A 14,789-nucleotide genomic window follows, 5' to 3' on the forward strand; every position below is an offset into this window, starting at 1 on the left:
TGCGCTCAAACGTCAGCGGCGCGAGTCGATGACCAGTGGCGTCTTGCCGCTGTGTTGGTTTTGAATGAAATCGGCGGGCGAGCATTGTCGGGTCTGCATGACCAGCAAGCCGCTGTCGATGACCGTATTCAGAGTTGAATAATCCGCGAGCCGGGCTTTGACCACGTCAGTTGCAAGTTCGCAGTGCAACTGCAGACGCTCAATCCCGTCGCAGGTGTGGTCCAGGTGCAACTGAATTGGTGCCTGCAGCCGTGCAGAAAGCTCGCCTGCCGAGATGAAGTCGGTGCCAATACGCAGCAGCGTGCCGTGGCGTTGCAGCAGTTCGAAACGTGGCGACTGCAACCCGCAGGCGCAGACACCCGGCAGCCAGCGCCCGGTGTCGCCGATTTCGTAACGCTGCACGCGCTGGCCACCTTCACGGGCAAGCGAAGTCACTAGCAGCCGACCCACTTGATCGTCGACCACCGCGACATCTTCATCCAGCGCAACGATTTCCAGTTGCTGGATATCGCTCATCAAATGGAAAACTCCGTCCGCTGAAACCTGGCAGGCATGGCCAATCGGGCCGGCATCGACGCTGCCGTAAATCGCCGAGCGGATCGTCGACACGCCACAACTGCGCAGCAATTCACGGTTCTGTTCGCTCACGTGCTCGCCACCGAGAAAGACTTTTTCGACCCCGCCATAAGCACGCAAATGCTTTTGCTCGTTGAGGAACAGGCGATGCAGCGTGCCCGGCATGCCGACCAGCACATTGACCCGCTGGTCGATGATCAGTCGGGCAATTTCCCGATAGTCGTTATCAGTAGGCGCGGCCATGGGCAGGTGCGTCACTTCGAGCCATTCCAGTGCTTTGCCGAAGCTGAGAAAACCGCCGTACAGCCCGCCACAGAAAAACAGGTTCATGACCCGATCCCGCGCCGGATCGAGACCGGCGGCGAACAGGCCATCTGCGGTTGCGCGCATCTGCCGATCGAAGTCGCGATAGCTGTAGCCGGCCAGCGCCGGGGTGCCGCTGCTGCCTCCGGAGCGAAAATACAACTGCGCCTGATCGTTGACGGGCTGGGCGACGAAAGCCGCTTTGTCCATGATCGCAGCGCCCGGCTTCGCGGGTGATGACGCTGTATCGAGAGAGGCTTGATTCGGCAGTTGCGTCGCCGCCAGACTCACCGATACGCGGCGACTCAGACGTTGCAGCGCGTAGACGCCGTCATGGGGTTCGCCTGCGTAACCGTCGTGAATGCTGCCGATCGGAGCAATACGCGTGACCCCGGCGCCGATGAGTGCATGGGTCAATTCGACAATGCGCGATTGCGCGCACACCAAAGCACAGCTTTGCAGCACGTTGCGCCATGGCAGCAGGGTGGCGGTCAGCAAGGCCTGTGGCACCGGGTGCAGCAACACGCTGCGGAACAGCGGTGAAGGTGCAAGTTGCCGATCATGGCTCCAGATCACCCGCCAGCCTGGGCCGTTCCAGACTTGGCCGGTGTGTCCGGCAAAACTCTGGCCGAGGCGGGCCATCTGCGTATGCGTGGTGATTTGTGAAGCTTCCTGCAGTGTCGGCACCAGTGCGGGCCATTGTGCGGCGCGGCGCTTCAACGCTTGCGCCAAGCGTTCACCGATATCGCGCAAAACCTGTGGATCATCGCTGTCCACCAGCAACCATTGCGGGCTGGAGCAGGCCTGCTGATCCAGTCGGCAGACCTCGTCGGCCACAGCGTCGAGCGCCTCGGGCGTGGCAGTTTGCGCACAGAGATACACGAAGCTGATGCGATGTCCCCAGTCGATCCAGCGACAACCCGGCGCCAGTTGCTGTCGAATGGCTTGCAAAGCCGCTTCGCCACCCCACGCTGCGACACCGTTGGCGTGCTTGCACAGTAGGCCAATCTCGCCGGTGTTGGCTGGAATCACCGCTACATAACCAGCCAGTTGCCCGCTGGCATCGCACGCTACCAATGTGCTCAGCAGTCGCGCCGTCAGGCCTCCATCGCTGCGGCTGGGCCGCAACCAGTTAACGTTGCCGGCCAGCAGACTTTCGACCACTGCGCAGAACGCCAGCAGCGGCGCATTGGCGGGGGTGATGTGCACCACCAGACCGAGCGGACGCCAGGCTTCGAAGCGTGGCTGGCGATAATCGATACGGCGCAGCGAATCGGCATCGGCGCCGAGTTCGCGCTGGCGCTTGTGCCTCAGCGCTTGCGGTTGGCAGAAATCGATCAAGGCTTGCCGTTGTTGGTTGTCGAGCGGCAAATCGGTGGCCGCGCTACGCAGCTGCCGGGCAAAACACGTCACGGCCTGGATGACCGTGCCGCTTTCAAGTGCCGTCGCCAACCGGTGCGGCAGCGCCTGTTGCAGGTCTTGCAGCGCTTGGTCGAGGCTGTAACTGTCGTGCAGTTGTCCATTGATCAGATACATGTCAGTGATTTCCCAGTAATTCGGCGGCGGCCATAGCGCAGCTTCTGCCCGCTGTGGTCCCGGCGCGGCCGTGCAGTTCAAACCAGTCGGTGGTCAATCCGCAGCCGCAGCTTGCGCCCGGGTGCAGCGTCGCCAGGTCGCTCATGACCACGGCATGGGCGGGGCTGGAGGAGATATAGGGCGAAACGAAGCCGAGCAGGCCTTGTTGGCCGTAGGGCAGCAGGGAAAAATCCGCCGGGTTGCGGATCAACACCTGCGCATACACCGGCACGTGAAAGCGGTGATGGGCACATTCGATGTAAGGCACTGCGTGCTCGACGGCACCGTAACCATCGCGGCAGCGAGCGGGTTCGATGCCCAGTTGCCGATGGATATGGGCGTAGAGCTGCTGTCTGGGGATTTCCTGCGCAGTCTGGGTTTTCCAGCCTCCGCCAAAGAAAACCAGGGAACCGCCCGGCAAGTGCAGATCCTCGATGCCGGTAGCCTGCATGCGTTGCAGGGTCTGCCACAAAAACGCCGGGAAACCGAAGATCCGCACCGGCAAACCTTCTTCAGCGAATGACTGCAACGCGGCGATCACCCCGAACACGTCGAACTGGTGGCCGCTACCGGTGTTGCGCAAGGCATAGACCACCCGGTTGGCCGGGGCGAACCGACACAGAAACTGGTCGGTGAATGAAGTGCCGAGGGTAATGCGGCCTTCGGGTTCGTAGCTCAGCAGCAGGTAGTTGCATGGCGTATCCGGAGTGTCCCAAGCGTAATGGCGAAAGATCTGCGCGACCATGAATTGCGCCCGCTCCAGGCTGCGCTCGTCGTAACGCATCCGGCTTTTCTGCCCGCTGGTGCCCGACGAAGTCAGTTCGAGGGCGTCCGTGCCCGTGCTGCTGAGCAGCAGGTGCTGCTTGAAGAAGCTGGCAAAAATCGGCGGCAGCCGTGACCAGCCATCAAGACTGTCGAGGTCTTGCGGCGACAGTCCATGGGCGTTGAGCCAGTGGCCGTAACCGGGCGTGTGTTCGCAGTGAAAGCGGCTGATTTCAGCCATCGCCCGATCGAACAGATCGGCCGGGGCGGAAGTCAGGCAATAGGGTTGCGGCAACGCGCACACCGCGTCGGCATAGGGTAAATGAGTCATCAATGTTCCTTATTGAGGCGAGGCCACATCAGGCGTGGGGGTTTGCAGGAGCCGGTGCAGAAAAGGCAGGCACATCAGCCCGCCAAACGCCGCCCAGAGCGCAAAATGTTCGAGACGGCTGCCGCCTCCGATGGCAGCAATCAGCGAACCGCCGAGCCCCATGACGGCAATCGAGAGCATGCCGGTCAGCGCCGAGACCAGACCTTTGCTGTCATCACTGGCAAACAGCGCGAGGCGATACACCGCTGCATTGCTCATGCCCAACCCTACGGCGTACAACGCGAGGCTAGCCACCACGGGTCCAAGTCCGGCCCCGAACAATGCGCATACGGTCAGCAGCAGCAGGCCCAGACAGAACGGCCACAGAGCTAGCAGGATCAACTGCTGCAACGAGCGGGTCTTGAGTAAGCGGTCGAGCAGCAGATTGCCGGCGATCACTGCCGAGAACACCGGAATCTGCCACAGGCCATATTCCAGCGGCGACAGTTCCAGCACCCACACCAGCAGCAACGGTGCCAGACCGATCCAGGCGATCAGCGGCAGACTCATCAGGCCTAGCGCCAGACTGGCGCAGAGGAAGCGTGGATTGCTGAACAGCGTTGCGTAGCGGCGAGAAGTCAGGCGCCAGGAGAAGGGCACAGCGGGAGTGCGTCGGCCATCGCGGCGCTCAACGCCCACGGTTTCCGGCATCCACAACAACAGGCCGAACCAGACCAGCGCCGCTGCGAGACCAAGCAGTAGAAAAATTCCCCGCCAGCTCAGCCATTCCAGCAAGAGGATTCCCAGTAGCGGGCCGAGCAGCGGCGACAACAACGCAACGTTGCCGAGCAACGCCATCAGCCTGACGGCGTCGGCTTCGCAGAAGACCTCCTGCAATGCCGGATAGCTGACCGCGACAACGAACCCCAGCCCCATGCCTTGCAACAGACGCAACAGGTTGAAAGCTTCGATATTGCCAATGAAAAAGGCTGCAGCACACGACACGCCGAAGAGCGCACTGCCGATCAATAACAGTGGCCTGCGCCCGAATTGATCGGACAAGGGGCCCAGTAGCCATTGCAGGCAGACGCCACCTAACAGATAGAGATTGAAGGCATTGGGAACATGCCGCGCGTCCGCCTCGAGCTCGGTCGTGACGTCAAGCATCGCCGGCATGATCACGTCGCTGGCCATGTAGGTGAGGAGTTCGAAAGCGGTCAACGCCAGGCAGAAACCTGCTACCTGTCTGGGGCCGATGTTTATCAGTGTTCTCTGCATGAACATCCCTGTTTATCAGTTGTAGGAAGTTCGCAGAGCCTAGGCGCAGACGCACGGCGGACCTAGGCGTTTGCTGCGTCAGCAGATTTCAAAAACTTACGGAATGTTTAAACGTTTGGCGCGGCGGCAAACATGGTTACCTGGCTGCCACTCACGCAGAAACAACAATGCCCGCGACGGTGCGGGCATTGTTTGCAGCCAATCGACTGAGCGGTCCGAGCCTCAGGGTCGGCCGGTCATGCAGCGAAAAACCTTCAGTGGCGGTAACATGAGGCCCCGCTTACCCCGGCAAGCGCATACATTCCAACGTTTCAGGAAACCGCAATGACCCAGAAGCAACGCTTGATTTACTCGATTCTGATCGCTCTGTCCGTCCTGGCGATCATGCTGGGCCTGTCCTGGCTGCAGAACACCGGCATGATCACCGAGAAGACTTTCCAGTACGTGGCGATCGGCGTGGCGGTCGTGGTGGTGGTAATCAACGGCGTGATGCGCCGCAAGGTCAAGCCCTGACGGCGAGCCCCGGGGCCTCAATCGTGGTTGAGGACCGCCGCAGCCTGCGGGTGCAGGCTGTAACTCTTGTCGGCGTTGAAGGTGATCACGCCTTCGGCGCACAAGCGTTTGAGCACTTCGCGCACGCTGAGAAACGACAACGGCACGTCCAGATCGAGCAACTGGCTATGCACGCCTCGCACGCCCAGACGACGATCGCTCTGTGCCGCCACCAACAGGGCGTCGATGACCTTCAAGCGAATCAGGCTGGTGCGCAGGCCGAAACTCTTCAGCAGAACCCGGATACGCTCATTGCCCGGGCGTTCGCCGCGCTGGGTGAAATTGCCGGTGTGCGAACTCATGGAAACGCTCTGTGGCGTCTGGCTACCGTCCGATGGTAGTTGCGAGTTGTACATGCGATTACTCCTTTTCAGAGCCAGATCGGGAAAGGTTTTGTTGCGCTCTCTAAACAAGACGTTTCAGTTCGACAAATCATGAAAGAAAAGATGTAGAAATTTCGTCGCAAATTCGTCTCGGCCTTGTGATGCCGGCCTTGCCTGATTGGATTGCCCGCTAAATTTTTTCCTCAGCTTCGTTTCTTCGACAGGCTCATTGCGCGTGGACGCAGGGGCAATCGACCTATCGATCAGGAGCGAGCGTGATTATTTCCAGGCAACTCACCGGGCTGGCCATTGCCGGCACCTTATTCGGGCTGAGCCTGTCGGCCCACGCGCTGAGTCCGTCTGCGGACACCCGCGCGGACATTCGCCGCACCACGTTTGGCGTGCCGCACATTCGCGCCGAGAACGAACGCGGTCTGGGTTTCGGCATCGGCTACGCCTACGCCCAGGACAATCTGTGCCTGCTGGCTAACGAGATAGTCACCGTCAATGGTCAGCGCTCGCGGTATTTCGGTCCCGAGCAGTTCACGGTCGAGCAACGGGAAAACCGTGTCAGTGATGTGTTCTTCACTTGGCTCAATACACCCGAGGCGGTCAACGCATTCTGGCAGGAGCAACCGGTTCAGGTGCGGGATCTTGTCGAGGGTTACGCCGCCGGTTACAACCGTTATCTGGCTGAACGCCGTCCGCAAGGGTTGCCGCAGCAATGCCAGGGTGAATGGGTGCGCGATATCCACGCCGAGGATCTGGTCAAGCTGACGCGGCGCCTACTGGTTGAAGGCGGTGTGGGCCAATTCGCTGAAGCCCTTGCTGGCGCGACGCCGCCGCAAGCTACTGCTCAGGTCCAGCATGGCACCGAGGCGTTCCAGTTGGCCGACGCACGTCAGCAGCGTTTCGCCCTGGATCGTGGCAGTAATGCCGTGGCGGTCGGCAGCGAGCGCTCGTTCAACGGCCGCGGCATGTTGCTGGCCAACCCGCATTTCCCCTGGGTCGGCGGCATGCGCTTCTATCAGATGCACCTGACCATTCCCGGCAAGCTCGATGTCATGGGTGCCGCTTTGCCGGGATTGCCGATGATCAACATCGGTTTCAACCAGCATCTGGCCTGGACCCACACCGTCGATTCGTCGAAGCACTTCACGTTGTATCGCCTGCAACTCGATCCGAAGGATTCGACCCGGTATTTGCTGGACGGCAAGTCGCTGCCATTGAGCAAACAGACGGTCACCGTGCAGGTCAGGCAGGCTGACGGCCAGGTCGTGCCGGTGGCCCGCGATGTTTACAGTTCGCAATTCGGGCCGATTGTGCAATGGCCGGGCAAGCTCGATTGGGACAAGCAATACGCCTACAGCTTGCGCGATGCCAACCTGGAAAATGATCGCGTGCTCAAACAGTGGTATGCGATGAACCTGGCCGGCAATCTCAAGGATCTGCAAGACGCGGTGCAGCAGATACAGGGCATTCCGTGGGTCAATACCCTTGCAGTGGATGACAAGGGGCAGACGCTGTACATGAACCTGTCGGTGGTGCCGAACGTCAGCGTGGAAAAACTGGCCAAGTGCAGCGACCCGCGCCTCGGTCTGCGCATGATCGTGCTGGACGGCTCCAACAGCGGCTGTGCCTGGGATATCGATCCGCAAGCGGCGCAGAAGGGCATATTCGCTTCCAGCCAGCTACCGCAATTGCTGCGCAAGGATTTCGTCCAGCACTCCAACGATTCGGCATGGCTGGCCAACCCGGCGCAGCCGCTCGCTGGTTATTCGCCGCTGATCAGCCAGGACGGCCAACCGCTCGGCCTGCGCTCGCGATTCGCCCTTGATCGTTTGGCTGACCTGAGAAAAAAGGCCCACTGGCGGTCAAGGATCTACAGCACATGGTGATGGACGATCAGGTTTATCTGGCCGCGCAGGTCATGCCGGATCTGCTGAGGTTCTGCGGATCCGATCTGGGCAGCGATGCGGCCACGCTGAAGCCGGCCTGCGCCAGCCTAAAAGCCTGGGACAGCCGCGCCAATCTGGATGCCGGGCTTGGTCTGGTGCATTTTCAAAACATCATGCAAACGCTGCTTGAATCACCGGATATCTGGCGGGTGGCATTCAATCCCGCCGATGCGCAGAACACGCCGCGTGGTCTGGCGGTCGAGCAACCGGCGGTTGCCAAAGCGCTGCGCGAGGCGATGCTGGGGTCGGTCGAGCAGGTCGAAAAAATGGGCCTGAAGCCAGACATGCGCTGGGGTGATATCCAGGTGGTCAGCAGCGGCGGCCAGCAAACGCCGATTCATGGCGGGCCGGGTACGCTGGGCATCTACAACGCGATGCAAAGCGTGCCCCGTGAGGACGGCAAACTTGAGGTGGTCAGCGGCACCAGCTATCTGCAAGTGGTGAGCTTCGACGAAAAAGGCCCACATGCCCAAGGGCTGCTGGCGTTCTCGTTATCCAGTGACCCGGCGTCGAAATATTCGCGTGATCAGACCGAGGCGTTTTCGAAGAAACAGTGGAGTCTGCTGCCGTTCACCGAACAACAGATCCAGGCGGATCCGCAATATCAGGTTCAGACGATCAAGCAGGATCAGGCAGGGAAAGTGGCAGCGCAGTAGAACAGTCATCGCCTGAAACAAACGAAGGCCGCCTCCTCAACGGACGCGGCCTTCAGCTTTTGGAGGGGCGTTGCGGCATCGAATTGATCACCGGGTTGCCTTCCTTGTTGCGGGTCAGGTAGACCGGCAGCACTTTCGGCAGGCTGTTGGCGAGGTTGTTCATCTCTTTGATGTTGTACACGCCGCCCACGCGAATCGCGCCGGTACCGGTGTCGGCCAGCATCAACGGTTTGTCGAGGTATCGGTTGATCAGCGGCAGGGCGTCGTGCAGGGCAAGGTTGTCGAGTACCAGTCGGCCGCTGCGCCAGGTCAGCGAGGTGTCGCCAGGGTAGGTCTGGCTGATTTGCGGGGCGTAATCGCCATGCCGGTAGCGTGCCTGCATCGAAGGCGTCAGGCGCAAACCGTCACCCGGCAGATCACGATTGCTGCTGACCAGCACCGAACCTTCGACCAGATTCACGCGGACCTGATCTTCATACATCCACACATTGAACCGGGTGCCGGTGACGCGAATCTTGCCTTCGCCGGCGCGCACCACGAACGGATGCACGGTGTCGTGACTGACATGGAAAAACGCCTCGCCCTTGTTCAGGGTCACGCGACGTTCATGTTTGTAATTGCTGAAGGTCAGGTCGGTGTTCAGGTTGAGTTCCAGCTGGCTGCCGTCACTCAGGGTGACATGACGCACACTGTCGGTCGCGGCGTAATGCTGATAACTGTCGGGCAACCAGCCCAGACTCCAGCCACTGTAGCCCGCCAGTGGCAAGGCTAGCGCACAGGTGCCAGCGATGACCGCGAACTTGCGCCACGGACGCGACGGTTTGCGTTGCGCGACCAGCTCCCCGGTTCGGTTCGAGGCAGGTCCCCGGCGACTTCCCAGATTTCCTGCATCGCTTCGTATTCGAAGGCGTGCAGGGGATGGGCATCGTGCCATTCCTGGAATGCGCGACGCTCCTCGTCCGTGCAGTCAGCGGCGTGCAGACGCATGCACCAGTGCGCGGCGGCATCGGTGATCGCATCGTATTCGGCTTCCGAGAGAGTGTCTTGGGTCATTGACTCGTCCTGATTTCGCTCATTCTAACCTCGCCGGCAGGCTGCCGAGAACATCCGTCATGGCATTTACCCATCAACGTGGAACTTATTTTTCCCTGTGGCGCCCAAAAAACAGGAAGCAACTGCCTACTATCCATAAATGGAGTGAAAAAATGATCAAACAGACATTCGCAGCCCTGATTGCCACCGCCGGTTTGCTCAGCGCCGGTGCCGCTCTCGCGGACAAGCCAGGCGCAGGCTGGATCACCATCGAAAAAGCCATCGAAGTCGCCAAGACCAAGGCCGGTTATGTCGAGCTCTATGAGATCGGTGCCGACAATGACGGTTACTGGGAAGGCGAAGGGCGCAAGGCCGATGGCAGCGTTTACGAATTCCGCATCGATGGGGCGTCGGGCAACGTGCTGCGTGATCAGAAGGATTAACGCACCGTTACAACCTTTGCTGTATGTACGAAATGCGCTGGCGTCGAGCCAGCGCATTTTTTGTAACAGCGTTTATGAAGATGACGGCGGGGATGATGTCCCGCTTGTTTCAGGTGCCGGTAAGGGAATAGGCGCCGGGAGCGGATCAAGGACTTGCCCCAGTTCGCTGATCAGCAGCGCGATCGAGTCGGCATTGGCCAGAATCACCTCGATGCGCGGCTCAACCCCAAGCGGATTGCGAAAAACTTTGCGGGCATCGGCAAGCGTTGTGGTTTTCGTCAGTTTGAGAAGCTTCTTGTACTCGTTGATCTGCAGTGGCAATTGGTCCAGATCCATCCGTTTCCCGTTCGGGCCAATTCCGGTGAACAAACGCGACGGCGGCGTAGATCTCGACAGGGACTTGCGCAGACGTTCAAGGTCGGCTTTGATCAGCTGCCCGTCCGAGGAAGTCGTGTCAATGAGATTCGTGTAAGGCGCCCTCGCTTCGACGGAAGCCAAGTCTTCACTGTCGCAAATCAGATGCGACAGCTCGTGGATCAACGTGACCGCACGAGCGTGGGAATCAACGTTGAACCTGGCAGGCAACACAGGCGTATAGGCATCCATGTCCGGATTAAAGAAATGTTCGGTCAGGTGGACAATCCGTCGCTTGTCCTCTTTGAACACAAAGGCCACGGTGTCGTCGTCATAGTAGGCATTGAGCCCGGCGAAAAACCGTTCGGTATAGAGCAGATCGTCTTTCGGATCGGTCAGCTCGCGACAAATCGGCAGAATCACCTTTTCGATCTTGCGCAGCAGGAAGGAAGTCACTTGCGGCACTTCGAAGAACTGCCTGAGCACTGTTTCTACCCGGGTGCCACCCAGGTTGTCGCGATGCACGACGAAGTTATGCAGGCAGTTCAGGGCATAGGTTCGCGCCCGGCCGACTGCCTGCTGTATGACGAAGGCCCTGGCCGGATATCGCCGATGGATCTGTGTCATGCCCTGGGCCTGAACGTACATCAGGATTGAGCGGCTGCGCTCGACTTCTTCTTGCTGCATCTTGCCGCGTTTTGATCGGCAGCGCTGGATGGAATGGCCTGGGCGTGCAACAACCAGCCTGGAATTTTTCTGTTCAAGCGCCGGCCCTTCGCCGCCATCCGGTTTGCGCACAAACCAGGCGTTGTCCGATTGCACTACCGGATAGACCTTGCCGGCAATCGCTGCGTATTGATGCAATTTCGACGCGTCGGCGTACACCAGTTTATTGCTCTCCAGCTTGAGGTCTTCCAGCGCGGTGGCAGTTTCGAAGCGTTGCAGATTGGCGCGAGAGGACGTCGCTGGCGGGACTCTGGACCAGCGCGAGACAGCCTTCACCGGCGTCTCTGTTCGGGTCTTAGTCGGCGTCGACGAGGTTGACACTGGCTCAGCGGCGAATTCGGACGTTGCGCCTTCGCGCTCCGGATCCCAAGCCACGCGCCCCAGACTCAACAGGGAGATGGCACCGGCAATAAAACTCTTGAGAGCGTTGGCCCAGTGATGATCCTGAAGGTCATCGGCCGACTCCTTGAAGTCCTGGTAGCTTTTCCAGAGGAAAAACAGCGACGCCAGTTTTCCTGGCAGCAAATGCGGAACCAGGCGGACCCCGTGGCTGAACAGAACCTTGGCTGCTTCCCAATCGGACTGGGCGTTGATCTGCGGCTGGCTACTCAGCAGTCGCGGCAAGAGGCTGAGGGTATCTTTGTGGAATCGCTCCAGTGCATTGCCTTTGATGGCGGTGTCCTGAAGGGTGATTTCGCTGGTTTGGCCGATTGTGGTGTTCAATAAATTCTTGAAGACACTTTGCTGGGGGACCGGCAGGCGCCGGATCACCAGATCCTGAAAATGCCCGGGAGTGTTCAGCGCATCGATCAACTGGCTCTGATTCTCGAACTCGCGAAATACGAACCTGGAGTAGGGCGCATAGAGCACCCGTGGGCCGCTTGTTCCTGCGCCAGGCCCGAAGACATACATGCCCAGCGCCTCGACGGGATCGGCGTGCGCGGTTTTGATCAACGCCAGGGGCTGACAATCGCATCGGCACCCTCGACCATCGTACGCGCCATCCCGTCCGGCATATCGAGCACCTGGCACACATAGTCGTAGCCGGTATCTGACAGTTGTTGTTGTAACTTCAACGCGTGTGCGTGCTGGATCAACTGCCAGGGCAACTGACGGAAGAACCGTTGTTTGCGCGCGCGCGCAGCGTCATTGTCCGCTGTCAGTGCTTCGGTCACTTTGCTCGTGTAGGTTGTGGCCACCTCCAGCGACTGCAACAGTTGGCGCACGGCGGCCGGGTCAAGTTTTTCCGGTAATACCGTGGCGGTTTTCGAGGCCACTTTGAAACCGGTGCCTTGCACAACGTTGTAATGATGCAGGGCAAACTCCAACAGATCGCATGCAGGTCCGGCGAGGGTCAGGTTGGGCGTGATCAAGATGTCCTGAGGCGTTAGCCCATTGTCGGGAAATCTGGCGTCGAGCAATGTTTTGAGGGTCTGCTCGACATAGGTGGCCAAGGCCGGAACGTCGTCGAGAAAATCCTTGCCGTCAAGAAACGCGCGACGCACTTCATCCAGCAGCGCAAGGTGTGTGCGTTGCTCTGTTATGGGCGCCATGCGCAACCAGTCGGGGTAGTCCAGGTGAGTGGAAACTGTTTGCGCAAGGTCAATGGCCCGACGCAGATTGGTATTGATACCCTTGGTTTTCATGCAGTCCAGGAAGTTTGCAAGCGTTTGTCTGTCCTTGATACACGTGCGCAACAGCTCACACTCCGCCAGGTAATGTTCAATGGCCGATTGCATGCGCTCGCTTGCGACGCTGCCTTCGATCAATTGAAAAGTGCCGAGCGTGTATTGCTGATCCAGTCGACGTTGCGCTGGCGGCAGATTTTCCAACAGTGTGTGGCTCTGGTTGTTGTCGTCCAGTCGGCGTTGCAATTGCGTGCGCGCAGTGTCGATGTCTTTGAACGACTCCAGGCCTGCGGTCGGTGTCCAGAGCACGCAGTGCCCGGAATGCGCGTTATCCATTCCTCCGCGTTCGGTCATCAGCAGACAATACGCAAGCGGTAGCGCACCGCTTTGGCCAGAGCAGGTCAGCGAGAGTGACCAGGCGTCCGGACGGAAACCGTTGATTGACTGACGATCGTTACGTGTCGTGCGCCTCGCATCGAAGACGGTTTCGACAATCTTGCGGTCAATACCTGGCGAAGAATCCTTGAGGCCACGCATCTGCGCTTCACTGCGCAGGCCATCCTCGAATGCTCGCGCCAGCTTCCAGCGAATGCTTTGCACAAAGGCTCGCTGATCGTCGCCGGTCAGGGTTGGCTGATCTACAAAGCTGCTGGCGAGACTGTCCAAAGTGGCGTTCAGGCTTCGTGTCAGTTGCCTGGCCTTGTCTGCCTGGACACGCGAGGCCGGTGGAGTACTGGAAAACAGCGGTCGGGTGCTCCAGCGCGCGTGGACGTCAATGTTGAGCAGACGTTGGTGAATCATCGAGCGGATATCCAGCGCCTTGTCGAACAGCGCATGAATGTCGGTGGCACGCTCGCTCTGGCGAAAACACTGCAAGGCAAATTCGACGTTCTGCCGTTGTTTGGTAATGATCGCCTCGAACAGCGTGGTCATGATCTCGCCGGCGATGTTTTCACCGGATACCCGAGCGTGGGTGAAACCCAGATAGCGATTGCGTTCCTCCAGGCTCATCAGCCCGTACAGTTCGTCCTCATGGCCAACCGCCGCGAGCTTGGCAGTCAGCGTCCGCTGGAGATCGACGTAGTTTGTGAGCACCTGCATGCCTTGGCTGGGCGTGTAGAGGTAAGCCTTGTCGTGGTTGATCATCAGCGAGCCGGCCAACTCGACGGAAGCCGTCTCTTCGCTTAAACACACTGTTTCAAAGGTCGGACGCTGCACCGCCACGGCGGGCTCGCGGATCAAGGTATGCAGGGCATCGAACTCGCCAGCGGAGAGGATTTCCGTTTCACGTTTGATCATCAGGTCCGCACGGGCCTGATCCTGCAGCGTCCGACTGAAGAACGCGCGTCGTGAGGAGCCCTCGAATGAGGCGGCATTCCAATACGTTTCCAGTTGCCGAAAAAGCAGAATGGTCAGCTTGCCCGATGCTGACTTGATCGCAGTTGACCAGGCTGACTGGTCATCTGCGGCGGCTGACTTGGCGGGGTGAGAAAACTCGACGGTCTGGCCACGCGGCCAGCCCTGCCGGCGAAAGTGCAGCAGCAGCGCTTCACTCAGCGACAGCGACTGGGTTGGCTGCCTGACTTCACCGGCGGCCTGCGCAGTAGTCGGGTAAAAACTGACCCGAGTTGCCGATTGTTGCAGGTCGCCAAAGTGCGTCTCGAGTTGTACATCGAGAATGGTTTGCAACAGGCTGGAGAGCGAAGGCAGGCGTTTGAGCTCGTCCAGCATATCGTTCGCGCAAGCGCCCAATTGCGCTTTGATGGCGGTTGACTGGTCGTCGAACACATCCCCTGTGATCGTTTCGCGGGTCATGGTTATGCCGCGTTTTTCCACCAGCTCCTTGCGCATCGATACCGTGAGAAAGGCCAGCAGATCGTCCTCTTCATCGGCGTTGTCCAGGCGCGTTTGCAACGCCTGCGTCAGCGCCTGATCGTCACTGAATTTTTTCAAGCCGTCGTAGGGGGTATAGAGAAACACCCCGCCGTCATCCGGTCCGGTGCCAAGGACGAAACTGCCAGCCAGCGGCACAGGTGATTGCTTTTCGGCGTTGAGCAAAATGCGCTCGGCGAGCATTGGCGGGGTTTGTTCACTGCGCAGGGCGTGGGTCGCCAGCCGCACATGCGCCAGCCAGCTGAAGTCTTTGCTGTTCAGACCATGCGCTTTGGCCAGACCGGGATGCAGGCCGGGGATCTCAAAATGTCGGGAAACAACAGTGGGGTGGGCGAACTGGACATCATAAGGACTCTGAACGGGGCGCCATCGGGCAGGGACTCAACCATAAATCCGCGGCCGGCCACGCTTGCGGTATTC

At 59.6% G+C, this 14,789-nt stretch carries 8 protein-coding genes and 2 pseudogenes; 3 read left to right on the top strand and 7 right to left on the bottom strand.

Features of this window, described 5'->3' with window-relative positions; genetic code table 11:
• Nucleotides 1-12 precede the first annotated feature (12 nt).
• From LJU32_18000 to LJU32_18010, 3 genes are read right to left on the bottom strand one after another with little or no spacing between them, the layout of a single operon-like run.
• Nucleotides 13-2,415, bottom strand: coding sequence for an aldehyde dehydrogenase family protein (locus LJU32_18000; GenBank protein ID WKV87565.1), 2,403 nt, complete (start codon nt 2,413-2,415; stop codon nt 13-15).
• A gap of 1 nt (nt 2,416) precedes the next feature.
• A complete protein-coding gene (locus LJU32_18005) occupies nt 2,417-3,547 on the bottom strand; it encodes an acyl-protein synthase (protein WKV87566.1) in 1,131 nt (376 codons plus the stop codon).
• A 9-nt stretch (nt 3,548-3,556) separates the two neighbouring features.
• The gene (locus tag LJU32_18010; protein WKV87567.1) at nt 3,557-4,804 is read right to left on the bottom strand and encodes an MFS transporter; all 1,248 of its coding nucleotides are present in this window, start codon (nt 4,802-4,804) and stop codon (nt 3,557-3,559) included.
• 324 nt (nt 4,805-5,128) lie between these two features.
• Between LJU32_18010 and LJU32_18015 the strand changes: the two genes are divergently transcribed.
• A complete protein-coding gene (locus LJU32_18015; protein ID WKV87568.1) occupies nt 5,129-5,317 on the top strand; it encodes a hypothetical protein in 189 nt (62 codons plus the stop codon).
• Between the two features lie 17 nt (nt 5,318-5,334).
• Here the strand turns inward: LJU32_18015 and LJU32_18020 are convergent, their stop codons facing one another.
• Nucleotides 5,335-5,712, bottom strand: a complete 378-nt coding sequence (locus LJU32_18020) for a fe2+ zn2+ uptake regulation protein (GenBank protein WKV87569.1) — start codon at nt 5,710-5,712, stop codon at nt 5,335-5,337.
• A 242-nt stretch (nt 5,713-5,954) separates the two neighbouring features.
• Between LJU32_18020 and LJU32_18025 the strand changes: the two are divergent.
• Nucleotides 5,955-8,293, top strand: a pseudogene (locus LJU32_18025) (acylase).
• A 52-nt stretch (nt 8,294-8,345) separates the two neighbouring features.
• Here LJU32_18025 and LJU32_18030 read toward each other — a convergent pair.
• A pseudogene (locus tag LJU32_18030) lies at nt 8,346-9,346 on the bottom strand (FecR family protein).
• Between the two features lie 152 nt (nt 9,347-9,498).
• Here LJU32_18030 and LJU32_18035 point away from each other — a divergent pair.
• Entirely contained in the window at nt 9,499-9,768 is a 270-nt protein-coding gene (locus LJU32_18035; protein WKV87570.1) for a PepSY domain-containing protein, read from the top strand.
• A gap of 72 nt (nt 9,769-9,840) precedes the next feature.
• Here the strand turns inward: LJU32_18035 and LJU32_18040 are convergent, their stop codons facing one another.
• A complete protein-coding gene (locus LJU32_18040; protein ID WKV87571.1) occupies nt 9,841-11,802 on the bottom strand; it encodes a hypothetical protein in 1,962 nt (653 codons plus the stop codon).
• Nucleotides 11,799-14,597, bottom strand: a complete 2,799-nt coding sequence (locus tag LJU32_18045; protein ID WKV87572.1) for a hypothetical protein — start codon at nt 14,595-14,597, stop codon at nt 11,799-11,801. Before LJU32_18045 ends, LJU32_18040 begins: the two co-directional genes overlap by 4 nt.
• Nucleotides 14,598-14,789: the final 192 nt, after the last annotated feature.

The organism is Pseudomonas sp. B21_DOA (assembly GCA_030544685.1).
Lineage (GTDB): Bacteria > Pseudomonadota > Gammaproteobacteria > Pseudomonadales > Pseudomonadaceae > Aquipseudomonas > Aquipseudomonas fluorescens_AO.

Excerpts from the sequence above, each read along its gene's own strand:
- LJU32_18020 (WKV87569.1), bottom strand. The coding sequence starts at position 5,712 with ATGTACAACTCGCAACTACCATCGGACGGTAGCCAGACGCCACAGAGC.
- LJU32_18015 (WKV87568.1), top strand. The coding sequence starts at position 5,129 with ATGACCCAGAAGCAACGCTTGATTTACTCGATTCTGATCGCTCTGTCC.
- LJU32_18010 (WKV87567.1), bottom strand. The coding sequence starts at position 4,804 with ATGCAGAGAACACTGATAAACATCGGCCCCAGACAGGTAGCAGGTTTC.
- LJU32_18000 (WKV87565.1), bottom strand. The coding sequence starts at position 2,415 with ATGTATCTGATCAATGGACAACTGCACGACAGTTACAGCCTCGACCAA.
- LJU32_18035 (WKV87570.1), top strand. The coding sequence starts at position 9,499 with ATGATCAAACAGACATTCGCAGCCCTGATTGCCACCGCCGGTTTGCTC.
- LJU32_18005 (WKV87566.1), bottom strand. The coding sequence starts at position 3,547 with ATGACTCATTTACCCTATGCCGACGCGGTGTGCGCGTTGCCGCAACCC.